Source organism: Mesorhizobium sp. PUT5, assembly GCF_052216645.1.
Classification (GTDB): domain Bacteria; phylum Pseudomonadota; class Alphaproteobacteria; order Rhizobiales; family Rhizobiaceae; genus Mesorhizobium.
The window spans coordinates 4,058,363-4,071,488 of record NZ_JBQOSO010000003.1 but is presented as its reverse complement, the minus strand read 5'-3'; the positions used below and the strand labels follow the sequence as shown (position 1 = coordinate 4,071,488).

17 protein-coding genes are annotated in these 13,126 nt (G+C 67.5%); 11 read left to right on the top strand and 6 right to left on the bottom strand.

Going from position 1 to position 13,126, the window contains the following annotated elements:
* Positions 1 to 11 precede the first annotated feature (11 nt).
* The 4 genes from ACTDI4_RS21400 to ACTDI4_RS21385 form a co-directional block, all read right to left on the bottom strand.
* Entirely contained in the window at positions 12 to 260 is a 249-nt protein-coding gene (locus ACTDI4_RS21400) for a YMGG-like glycine zipper-containing protein (protein ID WP_442843056.1), read from the bottom strand.
* A gap of 168 nt (positions 261 to 428) precedes the next feature.
* A complete protein-coding gene (locus ACTDI4_RS21395; protein ID WP_442843055.1) occupies positions 429 to 1,463 on the bottom strand; it encodes a sensor histidine kinase in 1,035 nt (344 codons plus the stop codon).
* Between the two features lie 163 nt (positions 1,464 to 1,626).
* Complete coding sequence (locus tag ACTDI4_RS21390; RefSeq protein ID WP_348998477.1) at positions 1,627 to 1,791, bottom strand: DUF1328 domain-containing protein; 165 nt, start codon at positions 1,789 to 1,791, stop codon at positions 1,627 to 1,629.
* A gap of 93 nt (positions 1,792 to 1,884) precedes the next feature.
* Positions 1,885 to 2,679 (bottom strand): response regulator, encoded by a 795-nt coding sequence (locus tag ACTDI4_RS21385; RefSeq protein ID WP_442843054.1) that lies wholly within the window; start codon positions 2,677 to 2,679, stop codon positions 1,885 to 1,887.
* A gap of 200 nt (positions 2,680 to 2,879) precedes the next feature.
* Here ACTDI4_RS21385 and ACTDI4_RS21380 point away from each other — a divergent pair, with 200 nt between their 5' ends.
* Positions 2,880 to 3,080 (top strand): NepR family anti-sigma factor, encoded by a 201-nt coding sequence (locus ACTDI4_RS21380; RefSeq protein WP_442843427.1) that lies wholly within the window; start codon positions 2,880 to 2,882, stop codon positions 3,078 to 3,080.
* Between the two features lie 3 nt (positions 3,081 to 3,083).
* Positions 3,084 to 3,632: a sigma-70 family RNA polymerase sigma factor gene (locus ACTDI4_RS21375; protein ID WP_442843053.1), complete on the top strand. Its 549-nt coding sequence runs from the start codon at positions 3,084 to 3,086 to the stop codon at positions 3,630 to 3,632.
* On the opposite strand, the gene ACTDI4_RS21370 is transcribed toward ACTDI4_RS21375, so the two are convergent.
* Entirely contained in the window at positions 3,610 to 4,014 is a 405-nt protein-coding gene (locus tag ACTDI4_RS21370) for a response regulator (protein ID WP_442843052.1), read from the bottom strand. The genes ACTDI4_RS21375 and ACTDI4_RS21370 overlap by 23 nt on opposite strands.
* A 136-nt stretch (positions 4,015 to 4,150) precedes the next feature.
* Here ACTDI4_RS21370 and ACTDI4_RS21365 point away from each other — a divergent pair, with 136 nt between their 5' ends.
* The 4 genes from ACTDI4_RS21365 to ACTDI4_RS21350 all read left to right on the top strand — a co-directional run bounded on the left by ACTDI4_RS21365 (position 4,151) and on the right by ACTDI4_RS21350 (position 6,092).
* The gene (locus tag ACTDI4_RS21365; protein ID WP_442843051.1) at positions 4,151 to 4,912 is read left to right on the top strand and encodes a Crp/Fnr family transcriptional regulator; all 762 of its coding nucleotides are present in this window, start codon (positions 4,151 to 4,153) and stop codon (positions 4,910 to 4,912) included.
* A gap of 94 nt (positions 4,913 to 5,006) precedes the next feature.
* Positions 5,007 to 5,333, top strand: a complete 327-nt coding sequence (locus ACTDI4_RS21360) for a DUF883 family protein (RefSeq protein ID WP_442843050.1) — start codon at positions 5,007 to 5,009, stop codon at positions 5,331 to 5,333.
* 6 nt (positions 5,334 to 5,339) lie between these two features.
* Positions 5,340 to 5,813 carry a hypothetical protein gene (locus ACTDI4_RS21355; RefSeq protein ID WP_442843049.1) on the top strand — a complete coding sequence of 158 codons (474 nt, stop codon included), beginning with the start codon at positions 5,340 to 5,342 and terminating at the stop codon, positions 5,811 to 5,813.
* Positions 5,814 to 5,924: 111 nt separating this feature from the next.
* Positions 5,925 to 6,092, top strand: a complete 168-nt coding sequence (locus tag ACTDI4_RS21350) for a hypothetical protein (RefSeq protein ID WP_442843048.1) — start codon at positions 5,925 to 5,927, stop codon at positions 6,090 to 6,092.
* Between the two features lie 25 nt (positions 6,093 to 6,117).
* Here ACTDI4_RS21350 and ACTDI4_RS21345 read toward each other — a convergent pair whose 3' ends face one another.
* Positions 6,118 to 7,029, bottom strand: a complete 912-nt coding sequence (locus tag ACTDI4_RS21345; protein ID WP_442843047.1) for a diacylglycerol/lipid kinase family protein — start codon at positions 7,027 to 7,029, stop codon at positions 6,118 to 6,120.
* 252 nt (positions 7,030 to 7,281) lie between these two features.
* On the opposite strand from ACTDI4_RS21345, the gene ACTDI4_RS21340 reads away from it, so the two are divergent.
* The 5 genes from ACTDI4_RS21340 (at position 7,282) to ACTDI4_RS21320 (ending at position 13,104) form a co-directional block, all read left to right on the top strand.
* Complete coding sequence (locus ACTDI4_RS21340) at positions 7,282 to 8,610, top strand: PRC-barrel domain-containing protein (protein ID WP_442843046.1); 1,329 nt, start codon at positions 7,282 to 7,284, stop codon at positions 8,608 to 8,610.
* A gap of 215 nt (positions 8,611 to 8,825) precedes the next feature.
* Entirely contained in the window at positions 8,826 to 9,758 is a 933-nt protein-coding gene (locus ACTDI4_RS21335) for a VOC family protein (RefSeq protein ID WP_442843045.1), read from the top strand.
* Positions 9,759 to 9,767: 9 nt separating this feature from the next.
* Positions 9,768 to 10,391 carry an alpha/beta hydrolase gene (locus tag ACTDI4_RS21330; RefSeq protein ID WP_442843044.1) on the top strand — a complete coding sequence of 208 codons (624 nt, stop codon included), beginning with the start codon at positions 9,768 to 9,770 and terminating at the stop codon, positions 10,389 to 10,391.
* A gap of 3 nt (positions 10,392 to 10,394) precedes the next feature.
* Entirely contained in the window at positions 10,395 to 10,694 is a 300-nt protein-coding gene (locus ACTDI4_RS21325) for a GNAT family N-acetyltransferase (protein ID WP_442843043.1), read from the top strand.
* A gap of 148 nt (positions 10,695 to 10,842) precedes the next feature.
* Positions 10,843 to 13,104, top strand: a complete 2,262-nt coding sequence (locus ACTDI4_RS21320; protein ID WP_442843042.1) for a diguanylate cyclase domain-containing protein — start codon at positions 10,843 to 10,845, stop codon at positions 13,102 to 13,104.
* Positions 13,105 to 13,126 lie beyond the last annotated feature (22 nt).

Genomic DNA, 13,126 nt, shown 5'->3' with positions numbered 1-13,126 from the left:
CCGCCGCCGCTTCAGTTGCAGCGGGCGGTGTAGACCCGGCCCGTGCGCGGGTTCCGGTACTGGCAGTAGCCGTTCCGCAGGTTGCGGACGAGCAGGCCCGAGCCCGCGCCGACGGCCGCGCCGATAGCCGCACCCTTCCAGCCGCCGACCGCGCCGCCGATGACCGCGCCGGCTGCGGTGCCGACGCCGACGTCCTGCTCGGTGGTGGTGCAACCGCTGAGTGCCGCCATCACGGCCACGGCGATCATCATCTTGCGCATCAATTTGATCCTCTCGCTTTTGTCCCTCGCTTTACAGCCCCGTTTCTCTAGCATGAGCCGGAGCGTTTTGCCTGCCCGAATCTGAACTTGGCTAAGATAGTCTTTTCGGCGTAGAGCGCCCGCACCCGACCCCGGGCAGCTCCGGCGGGACAGGAGTGCGGCGCTCGTTCAGTCGGTCTCGAAATTGCCGTGCGGCACGGTCAGGCTGTATTGCAGGCGGTCGCCGGCGATGTCGAGGGTCGCGGCGCCGTTGAGCGAGATCGGCACCACCCGCTCCAGCGCAACCGAGCCGAACCGCTTGCGGCCGCGCTTCCTCTCGCCTTCCGGCAGCCGCTCCGTCCACACCAGCGACAGCGCCGGCTCGCCCGCGCCGTCCAGCCCGGCGGTGACCTCCACGACGCCCTCGGGATGGGAAAGAGCGCCGTAGCTGACGGAATTGACGGCCAGTTCGTGCATGGCCAGCCCGATATGAAGCGCTGCGTTCGGGTTCAGGAACGGGTTGGCGCCCTGGAAACGCAGGTTGCGCTCCGGGTCGGCGCCGTAGCGCCCGACCTGGCCGGTCACCAGTTCGCGCAATTGCGCGCCGCGCCAGTTGGAGGAGGTGACGAGGTCCTGCGAGGAGGCGAGCGACTGCAGCCGTCCGCGGAAGCGCGCCAGGAAATCGGAAATGCTGTCGGAATGCCGGCCGGTCTGGCTGGCGATGCTCTGGATGATGGCGAGCAGGTTCTTGGAGCGGTGGCTGACTTCGCGCAGCAAGGTCTTCAACGTCTGCTCGCGCCGTTTCTGCTCGGTGGTCTCCACCTTGGTGGTCAGCACGCCCTGGATCCCGCCCTTCTCGTCGAAGTCGGGATCGACCCAGATCTCGAACCAGCGCACGCCGTCCTCGCCGGGCAGGCTGATCTCGAAGCGCTCGGAATTGCCGGAGGCGATGACGTTGCGGCGGGCGGCGACGATGCGCTCGGTCTGGGCCTGCGGCAGCAGGCTTTCCTCTTCGTCGTTGCCGGTCCGGGAAATCCATGGCGCGGGCATGTTGCGCGCCCATACGGTCTTCAGGTCGCGGTCCTGGTAGAGGACGGCGACGCCGGCATTGCGCAGCGCATTCAGCAATGCGCGGCCAAGCTGATCGTCCCGCTCGGCCGGCTTCGGGGAGGTCGACTTCCCGCCCTGCCCGTAGCTGTTCTTGTAATTCGCCCCGGATTTCATCTGATAACTTACCGCCCGCCCCTCCCCAGGTGAGATTTCTAGCGGATAAACGGTTCAGAAAAGGTTCCGCCGGGCCGCATTCCTTGCGGAACGCTGCCCGGCGGCGACTGGAAACCGTTTGAGGGGGGCGGTTTCCAGTTTGCCTTGCACCGTGTCCGACGCCTCATGCCCGCCTGAAGATGCCAGCGAGCAGGGAAATCACCAGGAACGCCAGGAAGATGAAGAACAAGATCTTGGCGAGCCCGGCCGAAGCCCCGGCAATGCCACCGAAACCGAGCGCGCCGGCGATGATCGCCACGACAAGAAACACCAGCGCCCAGTATAGCATGGCCAAACTCCTTCAGATGGTACAGCAGAACGCCGCGTGGCCGCGGTTTGTTCCAGACGGTCATGGAAAGTGTGCCGGCCACGGGATGCCGCGTCAGGCCGCGGCCTTGGCCTGGCGGTCGAAGAAGAGCGCCTGGCTGATCAACGCCTTGACCATGTCCGGGTTGAACGGCTTGGTGACCAGGAAGGCCGGCTCCGGCCGCTCGCCGGTGAGCAGGCGCTCGGGAAAGGCGGTGATGAAGATAACCGGCACGGCGGTGGAGGACAGGATCTCGTTGACCGCCTCGATGCCGGAGCTGCCGTCGGCGAGCTGGATGTCGGCGAGCACCATCTTCGGGTGGGTCTTGCCGAACAGGGCGACCGCCTCGGCATGGGTGCGCGCCGTGCCGACCACGCGGTGGCCCAGGCTTTCCACCATCTCCTCTATGTCCATGGCGATCAGCGGCTCGTCCTCGATGATGAGCACGTCCGTGGCCACCTGGCGCGAAATCTCGTCGCTGGCCTCGGCCAGCAGATCGGAGAAGGTCTCCTCGTCCACGTCCAGCACCTCGGCGGCATCGCGCTCGCCGAATCCCTCCACGGCCACCAGCAGGAAGGCCTGGCGCGGCAGCGGCGCCAGCGCGTTCAGATTGGCGGCGGCGCGCTGCTCCCATACCGCCTGCGGCTCTTCCTGGGGCACGCGGATGGCGACGGAGGTGAACAGCCGGGCGAAGACCTTGTAGATGGCGACGCGGTCGCTGGATGCCTCGGGGAAGATACCGGCGTCGGCGATGATTGCTTCCAGCATCGCCGCGACCATGGCGTCGCCGCTTTCCTGCGAGCCGGAGACGGCGCGCGAGAACCGCCGGAGGAAAGGCAGATGCGGCGCGATGGTGGCGGAAAGATTCATGTTGAACGTCTCCCTCAGATGACGTGTAACGGAATATGGCCCGCTGGAACAGCCGGCCCGGAACTTGCAACGCAGGTTGTGCGGAAAAGTTCCGGAACGGCGGAACCAATATGGCACAGCCGCGTTGTGGGCCAGTTCGGGCGACCAGAGGAGGGGCCGCTTGCCGTGCGCAAGTGTCGGGGCACTGGATAGAGGGCGATGTGAAGGAAGCGACAAGAACTGCATCGGCCGGCACCGTCCGGCAACGGGATATTTCCGGCGACCCGCTCGGGACGAATTCGGAAATAGGCAGAAAGCTCAAGCAATATTACGACGAACTGGTTTCTGACGAGGTGCCGGACCGTTTCGCGCAGTTGCTGGCGCAACTGGAAAAGGCCGCGCCCCCAGGCGGGAAAGGCTGAGGCATGGCTGCATCGCAGGGCTTCAAGACCGACCTGCTCGGCACGATCCCGAGCCTGAGGGCATTTGCCGTGTCGTTGACGCAGAACGCCGACAGGGCCGACGACCTCGTCCAGGAAACGCTGGTCAAGGCTTGGGACAAGCAGCAGAGCTTCCAGCTCGGCACCAATCTCAAGGCGTGGCTGTTCACCATCCTGCGCAACGAGTTCTATTCGCAGATGCGCAAGCGCGGCCGCGAGGTGCAGGACAGCGACGGCATCATGACCGCCAGGCTGGCCGTGCATCCGGCCCAGCATGGCCAGCTCGACCTCAAGGACTTCCGCGCCGCGCTGGAAAGGCTGCCGCAGGACCAGCGCGAGGCCATCATCCTGATCGGCGCGTCCGGCTTCTCCTACGAGGAGGCGGCCGAAATCTGCGGCTGCGCGGTCGGCACCATCAAGAGCCGGGTCAGCCGCGCCCGTGCCCGGCTGCAGGAGATCCTCCAGATTTCCGGCGAGGACGAATTCGGCCCCGACGCCATTTCGACCCAGGTCATGGGCTCGTCGGCTGCCTGACCCGGGGCGGCCGGGCGCAGGCCGCGGCCAGCGCCTCCACCAGATCCATGCCGGAATAGGGCTTCTCGACTATGGCGATGCCGGGCAGGAGCGCTTCCATCTCCTGCGCGGAACGGCCGGAAGCGATGATGAAGGGCAGATCCTGCTCGAGGAGGCGCTGCGCGAAGCCGAGCGTGGATTGGCCGCCGAGCATGAGGTCGATGATGGCCGCGTCGAACAGGCTGCGCACCTCGCCTGCGTCGACCTGCGCCAGATGCTGGACGATGGTGACGCTGCGGGCGCCATGATCCGTGCATAGCTGCTCCACATCGATGGCGATGAGGGGCTCGTCTTCGAGCAGCAATATCCGCAAATCGTCCAGCAGCAAGACAGGCACCCGCACATTCGTTTCCGAAGGTGCATTGATGATCGTTATCGGCCCGCCTGTCATTTAAAAATGACATGCCGCAACGTCAGCCGGCAGGAACCCGATCCCGCCGCGGCGCGTTGCAATTCAATTGGTTAACGAGGGGGGCGCCATGCCGAGCAAGAACATACATTCCTTTTCCGGCCGGCGTTTTCCCTGCCAGCAGTGCCCGTTGCGGGCCCTGCCCGCGTTCCGGGAACTGGCGAAGACGGAACTCGCCTTCGTCAACAATTTCAAGAAAGGCGAACTGGCGGTGGAAAAGGGAACCGCCGTGCTGGTGGAAGGCAGCCACAGCGCGCATCTCTACACGGTGCTGTCGGGATGGAGCTTCCGCTACAAGCTGCTGTCGGACGGGCGCCGCCAGATCCTCAACTATGTCATGCCGGGCGATCTGATCGGCCTGCAGGGCAGCGTCATGGGCGAGATGCAGCACTCGGTGGAGGCGCTGTCGGCCATGCTGCTATGCGTGTTCGAGCGCGAGCAACTGCCCGAGCTCTACCGCAAGCATCCGGGCCTTGCCTACGACATCACCTGGCTCGCCGCGCGGGAGGAGCGGATGCTGGACGAGAACCTGCTGAGCGTCGGGCGCCGTTCCGCGCTGGAGCGGGCGGCCTATCTCATCGCCTTCATCGCCGCACGCGCCAAGGGTGTGGGCCTCGACACGCGCCGCCAGGTGCGCATCCCCATCACCCAGCAGCATGTGGCCGACACTCTGGGCCTGTCGCTGGTGCACACCAACAAGACCTTGCGCAAGCTCACGGCGCGGGGTCTTATCGTGTGGCAGGAGGGCGGCTGCGAGGTTGTCGACGCCGCCAAGCTCCAGGAACTGGCCGGCTGGGAAGGCATCGGCGAAGATCGGCGGCCGCTTTTGTGAAAGGCTGCTGCCGATGGCCCGCCTGGCGCATGCCCCGGGGAACCTAAGTTGCCGCAGGGCGTTTGGAAGGCCGAAGAAACACAAGGAGTTGAGAATGGCCGCGAACGAAGGCAAGTCCTTGAAGAACTCGCCGGAGGTTTCCGACCTGGAAGCTGACATCAGGCAGCTGAAGGCGGATATCGAGAAGCTGACGAAGCAACTGGCCGCCACCGGCCAGCAGGGCTACGGCACCGCCAGGCGCGCCGCCGCGGAAGGCGTCGAGCAATTGCGCGTGCAGGGCGAAGCGGCCATGGAAAGCCTGCGAAGCAACGCCAGGGATTTGGAGGAACAGGTCATCGCCAGCGTTCGCGAGAAGCCGGTCACCTCGCTGGCGATCGCCGCCGGGGTGGGCTACCTCTTCGCGCTGCTCTCGCGCCGCTAGCCGCTCATGGGAATGCTGGCATCCCTGCTCGCAGGCCTCGCCTCGGGCGAGACGGCCGCGGCGCTGAAGCGCGCGCGGCTGGCTGCGATCCTCTATTCGCTGGCGGCGCTGGCCGCCCTGTGCGGTGTCGGCTTCCTGGTCGGCGCCGCCTATATCTATGCCGCGCGCCGTCACGGCTTCGTGGAGACGGCGCTGGGCTTCGGCATCGGTTTTCTGGTGCTGGCGGGCCTGCTGGTACTGGCCTTCAGGCTGGGTGCGGGCACCCGCAAGCGCCGCCGCGAGAAACGACTCAAGGCCGACATGACGGCGATCGGCGTCTCGACGGCGCTTGCCCTGCTTCCGGTCCTGGCGCGGGGCAAGGGCGGCCTCGGCTTGCTGCTCGGCCCTGCGGCGGCGCTCGCCGCCTATGCCATCTACCGCGAGAACGCCCGCCCGGGCGGGCGCAGGGACGACGATCAGGACAGGGGCGGCGGCCGGTAGGGCTCGCCGCCGCACCTCCTGCAGACCCTCGCGGAACCTTTGCGGCGGGGCATTGTTTCCCAAACAGCTTCGCGAACCGCGCCGTGCGCGCCAAGCAACGGAGGTTCCCCAATGACCAAGATCATTCCGCAGGACAAGGCCCGCCAGGGGCGCTCGGGCCGCCATCTCCTCGTCATCCTCATCGCCGCGCTGGCGCTCGCCTTCGCCGCATGGGGCGCGGCGGAATTCTACGGTGAGATGATCAAGAGCCCCGCTACCGAGCAAACGCCGGGCGGCTGACCGGCCAGGGCGGATCGGCCCGGGCTTACCCCGCCTCTTCCCCGGCCTCCGGCACCAGCACTTTCAGTGCCGCGGGACGGATCTCGAAGGCGGTGTGCTGCTCCAGCCGCACCAGCTCGCCGTCGGCGACGGCGGGCCATCTGCGCCTGCCGCCGATCTTCAGCGTTGCGCGGGCCGCTTCGTGGACCTCGACATGCGGGCTGTCGCGCCACTTGCCGCGCGCGAGGTCGAAGGCGAAGCGGAGCAGTTCGGATCGCTGCCGCGCCACCGTCACATAGATGCCGAGCGTGCCGCCGGCGGGATCGTCGGCATAGGGCAGGTGGCCCTCGCCGAACAGATTGTTGGTGATGCCGACACCTGTGGCGAGCGTGCTCAGCTCCGCCTCGCCAAGGGTCAGCGTCACCTCCATCGCTCGAGGGTTCTTCAGTGTCATCCAGGCTGAGCGGGCCGAGGCGCGCAGCTTGCCGAGCCGCGAGCCGAATTCCATCTTCTCGCGCAATTGCACCATCCTGGCATGCATGCCGATCGAGAACTGATGGATGAACGGCGCGCCGTTGGCGCTGGCGATGTTGACCCTCTCGATCCTGCCGGAAGCGAAGGCCTGCATGGCGGCGTCCAGCGTCAGCGGAACGCCCAGGCTGCGCGCGAAGAGATTCATCGTGCCGGCCGGCAGAACGGCCAGCGCCTTGTCCGTGTCCATCAGCCGCGCCGCCGCCGCCGAGATCGTGCCGTCGCCGCCGCCCGCCAAGACCACGTCGATGTCGGCGCGTGCGGCCGCGCGGTCCAGCGCTTCGGCAACCGTGTCGCCGCCGGTGATCTCGATGTCGAGCGTGTGGCCGGCCGGCCCAAGCGTTTCCCGCATCCGTGCGGACAAGGCATCCAGGTCGAGCGAACGCAGCGTGCCGCCATCCCCGTTCAGCACCGCCGCAAACCGCATCGCTTCCGTCCCCCCGAGCCGTTGAACATATGCAGGCTGTCACGCCGCCACGGTCCCTGCCGCGAAGCAATGACCGAATGAAGGGAAGGTTCCCGGCCGCAAGCGCAGCACGATCCGGCATCCGCCGCCCGGTTCGGAACAAGACGGCGGTCACGACGTTGTGAACACGTAGGATGCCGCGCCCGGCTTTCCCCGCGACGGTTTCGCCAGGCGCGGCGCGCATGAAAAATCACGCACGAGGAGTAACCTATCATGATCCGCAAGCTCTTGGCCACGACCGCGCTGGCTATGGTCTTTGCCACCGGCGCGCTCGCGCAGGACGCCACGGCGCCAGCGCCTGCGGCGCCCAATTCCAATCCGGCCGCTCCCGTCGCGCCGACCATGCCGGCGGTGAAGGCCGACGGCCAGCTCGCCACCAACATCATCGGCGAGAGCGTCTACAACGGCACCGGCGACAATGCAGAGAGCATCGGCAAGGTCACCGACGTCGTCTTCGACAAGGACGGGCAGGCCAAGTCGGTGGTGATCGGCGTCGGAGGGTTCCTGGGCGTCGGCAGCAAGAACGTCGCCTTCGACTACGACAAGCTGCAATGGGCGGAGAAGAATGGCGACCGCTGGCTGGTGGCGCAGACCAGCAAGGACGAGCTGACCGCACAGCCGGCGTTCGACGACGCGCCCTACAGGCCGGTGGCGCCTGCCCAGACCGCGCAACCGGCAGCGGAGCCCGGCGGGGCCATGGCGCCGGCCGACGGCACCGCCCAGAACGCGCCGGCCCCGGCACCGGTCGAGCCCGCGAAGCCGGCGGAGCTGGACCAGGGCCAGCTCGCCTCGCTCATCATCGGCGAGAAGGTCTATAACGGCACCGGCGACGATGCCCAGAACATCGGCAGCGTGAACGACATCGTGCTGTCGAGCCAAGGCAAGATGAAGTCGCTGGTGATCGGTGTCGGCGGCTTCCTCGGCCTCGGCCAGAAGAACGTCGCCTTCGACATCGACAAGGCCCAGCAGGTGGAACGCAGCGGCGAACGCTGGCTGGTGGCGCAGGCCAGCAAGGAAGAGTTGCAGAACCTGCCCGACTTCGACCGCAAGGCCTATGATCCCGCACCTGCCGCAGCCGCGGCGGGGGCTGATACGCCCGCCATGGTGACACCCACCACCGAGACGGCCGAGGACACCCCTGCGGCAAGCGGCGGCGAGGCCCTGGCGCCGGATGCGACCTCGACGGCGGCGATCGACAAGTCGGCCTTGTCGGAGATGCCGGCCGACAAGATCAGCGCCGACAATCTCATCGGCACCACCGTCTACGGCGCCGACGACGCCAATGTCGGCAAGATCGGCGACGTGGTGCTGAGCGCAGACAACAAGGTGGACGCCGTGGTGATCGACGTCGGCGGCTTCCTCGGCATCGGCTCCAAGCCCATCGCCGTCGGCATGGACAACCTGAAGTTCATGACCGACGGGAAGGACAACACCTATCTCTACACCGCCTTCACCAAGGAGCAGCTCGAAGCGCAGGCCGCCTATGACAAGGGCAGCTATGCCGCCAACCGCGACAAGCAGCGGATGGTCCTGCAGCCCTGATCGCCGCCATTTGCAAGGAAAGCCCCGCTCCGGTGACGGCGCGGGGCTTTTTTCGTGGCGGCGTGCCGATGGAGCAAGCTCGTGAACGGACTTGCAAGGTCGTTCACTATTTCTGAACAGTCCATGCTCCGGTCGGGGTCTTTGCCGGCTCGCGTTTCGTTCGCATATTGGACGCGGATCACGGCAAGAAGCCGGACGAACAAGGGAGCAGGACGATGCTCGACCAGATCAAGGGATTGCACCACGTCACCTCGATGGCGGCGGACGCGCGCCAGAACAACGCCTTCTTCACGCATGGCCTCGGCCTTCGGCGGGTCAAGAAGACCGTCAATTTCGATGCGCCGGACGTCTATCATCTCTACTATGCGGACGAGTTCGGCACCCCGGGCTCGGTGATGACCTATTTTCCGTTTCCCCATATCGGCAAGGGCCGCCCGGGCATCGGCGAGGTGGGCACCACCGTGTTCTCGGTGCCGGAAGGCACGTTGGACTATTGGGAAAGGCGCTTCGCCGAGCAGGGCGTGAGCGGCCTCTCCCGCGAGGACCGGTTCGGCGAGCGGCGGCTGGCCTTTTCCGGGCCGGACGGCGACGGGTTCGCGCTGGTCGAGGACAAGGCCGACAAACGCGCGCCCTGGCTGAAGGGCGGCGTGCCGGCCGACGAGGCGATCCGCGGCTTCCATTCCGTCTCGCTCAGGCTGAAGGATGGCGGCGCCACAGAGGAACTGCTGAAGTTCATGGGCTACGAGGAGATCGAACGGCAGGGCAATCTGCGCCGGCTCGCTGTCGCCAACGGCAACGGCGCGGGCATCATCGACATCGAGACGCTGCCCGGCGCGCGCCTGGCCGGGCTCGGCGCCGGCTCCGTGCATCATGTCGCCTTCGCCGTGGAAGACCGGGCGCGGCAGCTCGAAGTGCGCAAGGCGCTGATGGATACCGGCTACCAGGTCACCCCGGTCATCGACCGCGACTATTTCTGGGCCATCTACTTCCGCACGCCCGGCGGCGTGCTGTTCGAAGTGGCCACCAACGAGCCGGGCTTCGACCGCGACGAAGACACGGCGCATCTGGGCGAGGCGCTGAAGCTGCCGGTGCAGCATGCGCATCTGCGGCCCTATCTCGAACAGCACCTGCAACCGCTGGAGGATTGAGGACCGGCCATGAGCAAGGACGATTACATACACGAGGCGCTGCCCGGCAGGCCGGGTGGGCCGCTGCTGTTCCTCTTCCACGGCACCGGCGGCGACGAGCACCAGCTCGTCGGGCTCGGGCGTGATCTTGCGCCTTCGGCGGCGATCGTGTCGCCGCGGGGCGACGTCTCCGAGCATGGTGCTGCCCGCTTCTTCCGCCGTGCGGCCGAAGGCGTATACGACATGGCGGACCTGGCGCGCGCAACCGGCAGGATGGCCGGTTTCATCGAAGCCCATGTCGCGGCGGCGAAACCCTCGGCCGTGTGGGGGCTCGGCTATTCCAACGGCGCCAACATCCTGGCCTCGGTGGTCTTTGCCCGGCCAGACCTGTTCGACGCGGCGGTGCTGATGCACCCGCTGATCCCCTTCGAGCCGCAGGTGAAGAGCAGCCTGGCCGCAAAGCGCCTGCTGGTCACCGCCGGGCGGCACGACCCGATCTGCCCGCCCGTCCTGACGGACCGGCTGCTGGCCTATCTGCGTGCCGGCGGTGCGGACGTCACGGCGGCGTGGCACGAGGGCGGCCATGAGGTGCGCCCGAACGAGATCGAGGCGGCCCGGACGTTTTTCGGCGCCTCGGAATTTCAGGGAGCCTGAGCGATGACCGACGAACTGCCGCCGATCGAACTGGAGGAAGATGGCGGCAAGGGCCGCTACGTGCTGCGCAGCGCAGGCGGCGCCGAGGCGGAATTGACCTTCACCAGGGTCGGCGCGCACCAGCTCATCATAGACCATACCGGCGTGCCGGAGGCCTTTCGCGGCCAGGGCGCGGGCCTGCTTCTGGTCACGCGTGCGGTGGAGGACGCGCGCCGATCGGGCAGGAAGATCATCCCCCTTTGCCCGTTCGCCGCCGCGCAGTTCCGCCGCCACCCGGAATGGGCCGACGTGCTGGCCCGGTAGAGCGCGCGGCGCGCAGAGGAATTCTTAAGCATGAGGCCGGATCGCCGAGCGCGGCCCCCGGGGCAACCTTTGCGAGCAACCATTCGTTAAATCCGTTCCACCATGCTTCCACCTGAACGTGTGATGCCGCGTTGAAAGTGGAGGCAAGGTGAAAGCGGGGGTAACGGCCGGCCCCAGGTCGGCGGAATACGCAGGCGCGGCGTTGCTGGCGGCCGGCTTCTTCGTCGCCGGTGCGATTTCCATTCTGCTGTCCAGGCTCGGCGAAGGCATTGCCGGGGTCTGGTTCGCCAATGCCTTTGCGTTCGCGCTGATGGCCCGCCGCAACCGCCTGCCGAGCATGGTGGATTGCGCTGCCCTGTTCTTGGGCTCGTTCGTCGTCAACGGGCTGTTGAGCCTGAACATGGTGATGGCGCTTCTGCTGCCGCTTATCAATACCGCGCAGGTGCTGCTGTCACTCCTGCTTGTGCGCCGTTTCGTGGGCGATATTCCGCTCAAGGTTGCAAGCGCCCGCGAGTTCGTCCTGGTCCTGGTGCTGGCGGGCGGCGTCGCCACGGCGGCCGCGGCGCTCGTCTTCGCGCCGATCGCCTCGCTTCTGGACGGCTGGCCGCCTCTGTGGACGGGCTGGACGGTGCTTTCGGGCAATGTGCTGGGATATGCCATCCTGCTGCCGCCGCTGCTGTTCATCTCCAGGCGGAACCTCGCCGCGCTGGCGCATCTGCGTGCGGCGTTGCGCCTGGCGGCGGTCTGCGTCGCCTGCGGCGTGGTCGCCTGCGTGTCGCTGGTGCTGGGCCAGTTCCCGTTCGTGCTCGCCATGCTGCCGCTGATGATCGTGGCGCCGCGCATGGCCGTGTTCGAGCTGGCGCTGACCTGCGCCTTCACCGGGGCGGCGCTGATGGCAGGCGCGATGACAGGGCTGGCTCCCGGGCTGGGCCACGGCATCGGGGCCTTCCGCGGCGGCTTCCAGATCGCGGCCGCCATCACGGTTTCGACGCCCTTCATGGTCGGGCTCTTCGTCCACCAGATCACCGAAGGGCGCCGTCGCATCGCCGATGCCGAGACGCGCTGGAACTTCGCGCTGGCCAGCGCGGGACAGGGCGTGTGGGACCTCGACCTGCGCCGGGGCTGCGTCCGCTATTCCGCCACCTGGGCGAAGATGCTCGGTTACGAGGAACAGGAACTGGACGGCGAGCCCGACCACTGGCTGACCCTGGTCCATCCGGACGACCGGGCCGCCGTCGTAAAGGCGGATAACGCCCATCTGGAGGGGACGACCTCGCATTTCGAGGCCGAGTTCCGCATGCGCCGCAAGGACGGGGAGTGGATCTGGATCCTGGACCGGGGGAAGGTGGTCGAGCGCGACGCGGACGGGCGCATGCTGCGCGCCATCGGCAGCCTCACCGACATCACCCAGCGCAAGGAGGCCGAGCAGCGCCTGATCGTTTCGGCGGCGATGCTGGCCGCCGAGAAGGAGCGGCTGCGGGTGACGCTGCACTCCATCGGCGACGCCGTGATCTGCACCGATGCGGCCGGCTGCATCAGCTTCATGAACCCGGTTGCCGAAAAGCTCACCGGCAGCGCCTCGGGCGACGCGCTGGGGCAGCCGCTCGATCAGGTCTATCGCGCCATCGACGAAGAGACGGGCCGCAGCCTGGGCCCGGGGCGGCCGGCCGACGGTCATCCCGGCCGCCCCGACCAGAACAGCCGTGCCGTGCTGCTCCGGCAGGACGGCACGCGCTGCAGCATCCGCCAGATCGTCTCGCCGATCGTGAACGAGCAGGGCGTGTTCGGCGGCTCGGTGATCGTGTTCCAGGACTTCACCGATGCCCGCACGCTGCAGCGCCAGCTTGCCCATGCCGCCGCCCATGACGCCCTGACCGGGCTGGCCAACCGCTCCAGCTTCATGCGCGCCATGGAGGAGATCGTCGCACAGGTGAAGGCAGGCAGCGCCCCGCGCCAGTTCATGTTCATCGATCTCGACCGTTTCAAGCTGGTCAACGACACCAGCGGCCATGCCGCCGGCGACGCCCTGCTGAAGCGGGTGGGGTCTGCCATCCGCGGCGCGCTCGGGCCGGACGACATCGTGGCGCGGCTGGGCGGCGACGAGTTCGCGGTCGTGCTGGAGAGCGGGGCAGCGGCGCATGCCGAAGCGGCTGCCGCCGCCATCATCGAGGCGGTGCGCACGGCGGATTTCGCCTGGAACGGGGCGGCCCATACGATCGGCGCCAGCATCGGCATCACGGCGATCGGCCCCGGCTGCGGCGAGGCGGACGAGATCATCGCCCGGGCGGACGCTGCCTGCTACGCCGCAAAGGCGGCCGGGCGGGGATGCGCCTTCACCGCCTCACCCGCGCAGCAGGAGGTCGTGCAGGCCGCGGGGCTTGCGGTGCGGACGGCGGCTTCCGGCTCCTGACCGGCCGGCGAAGGCCAAAAAG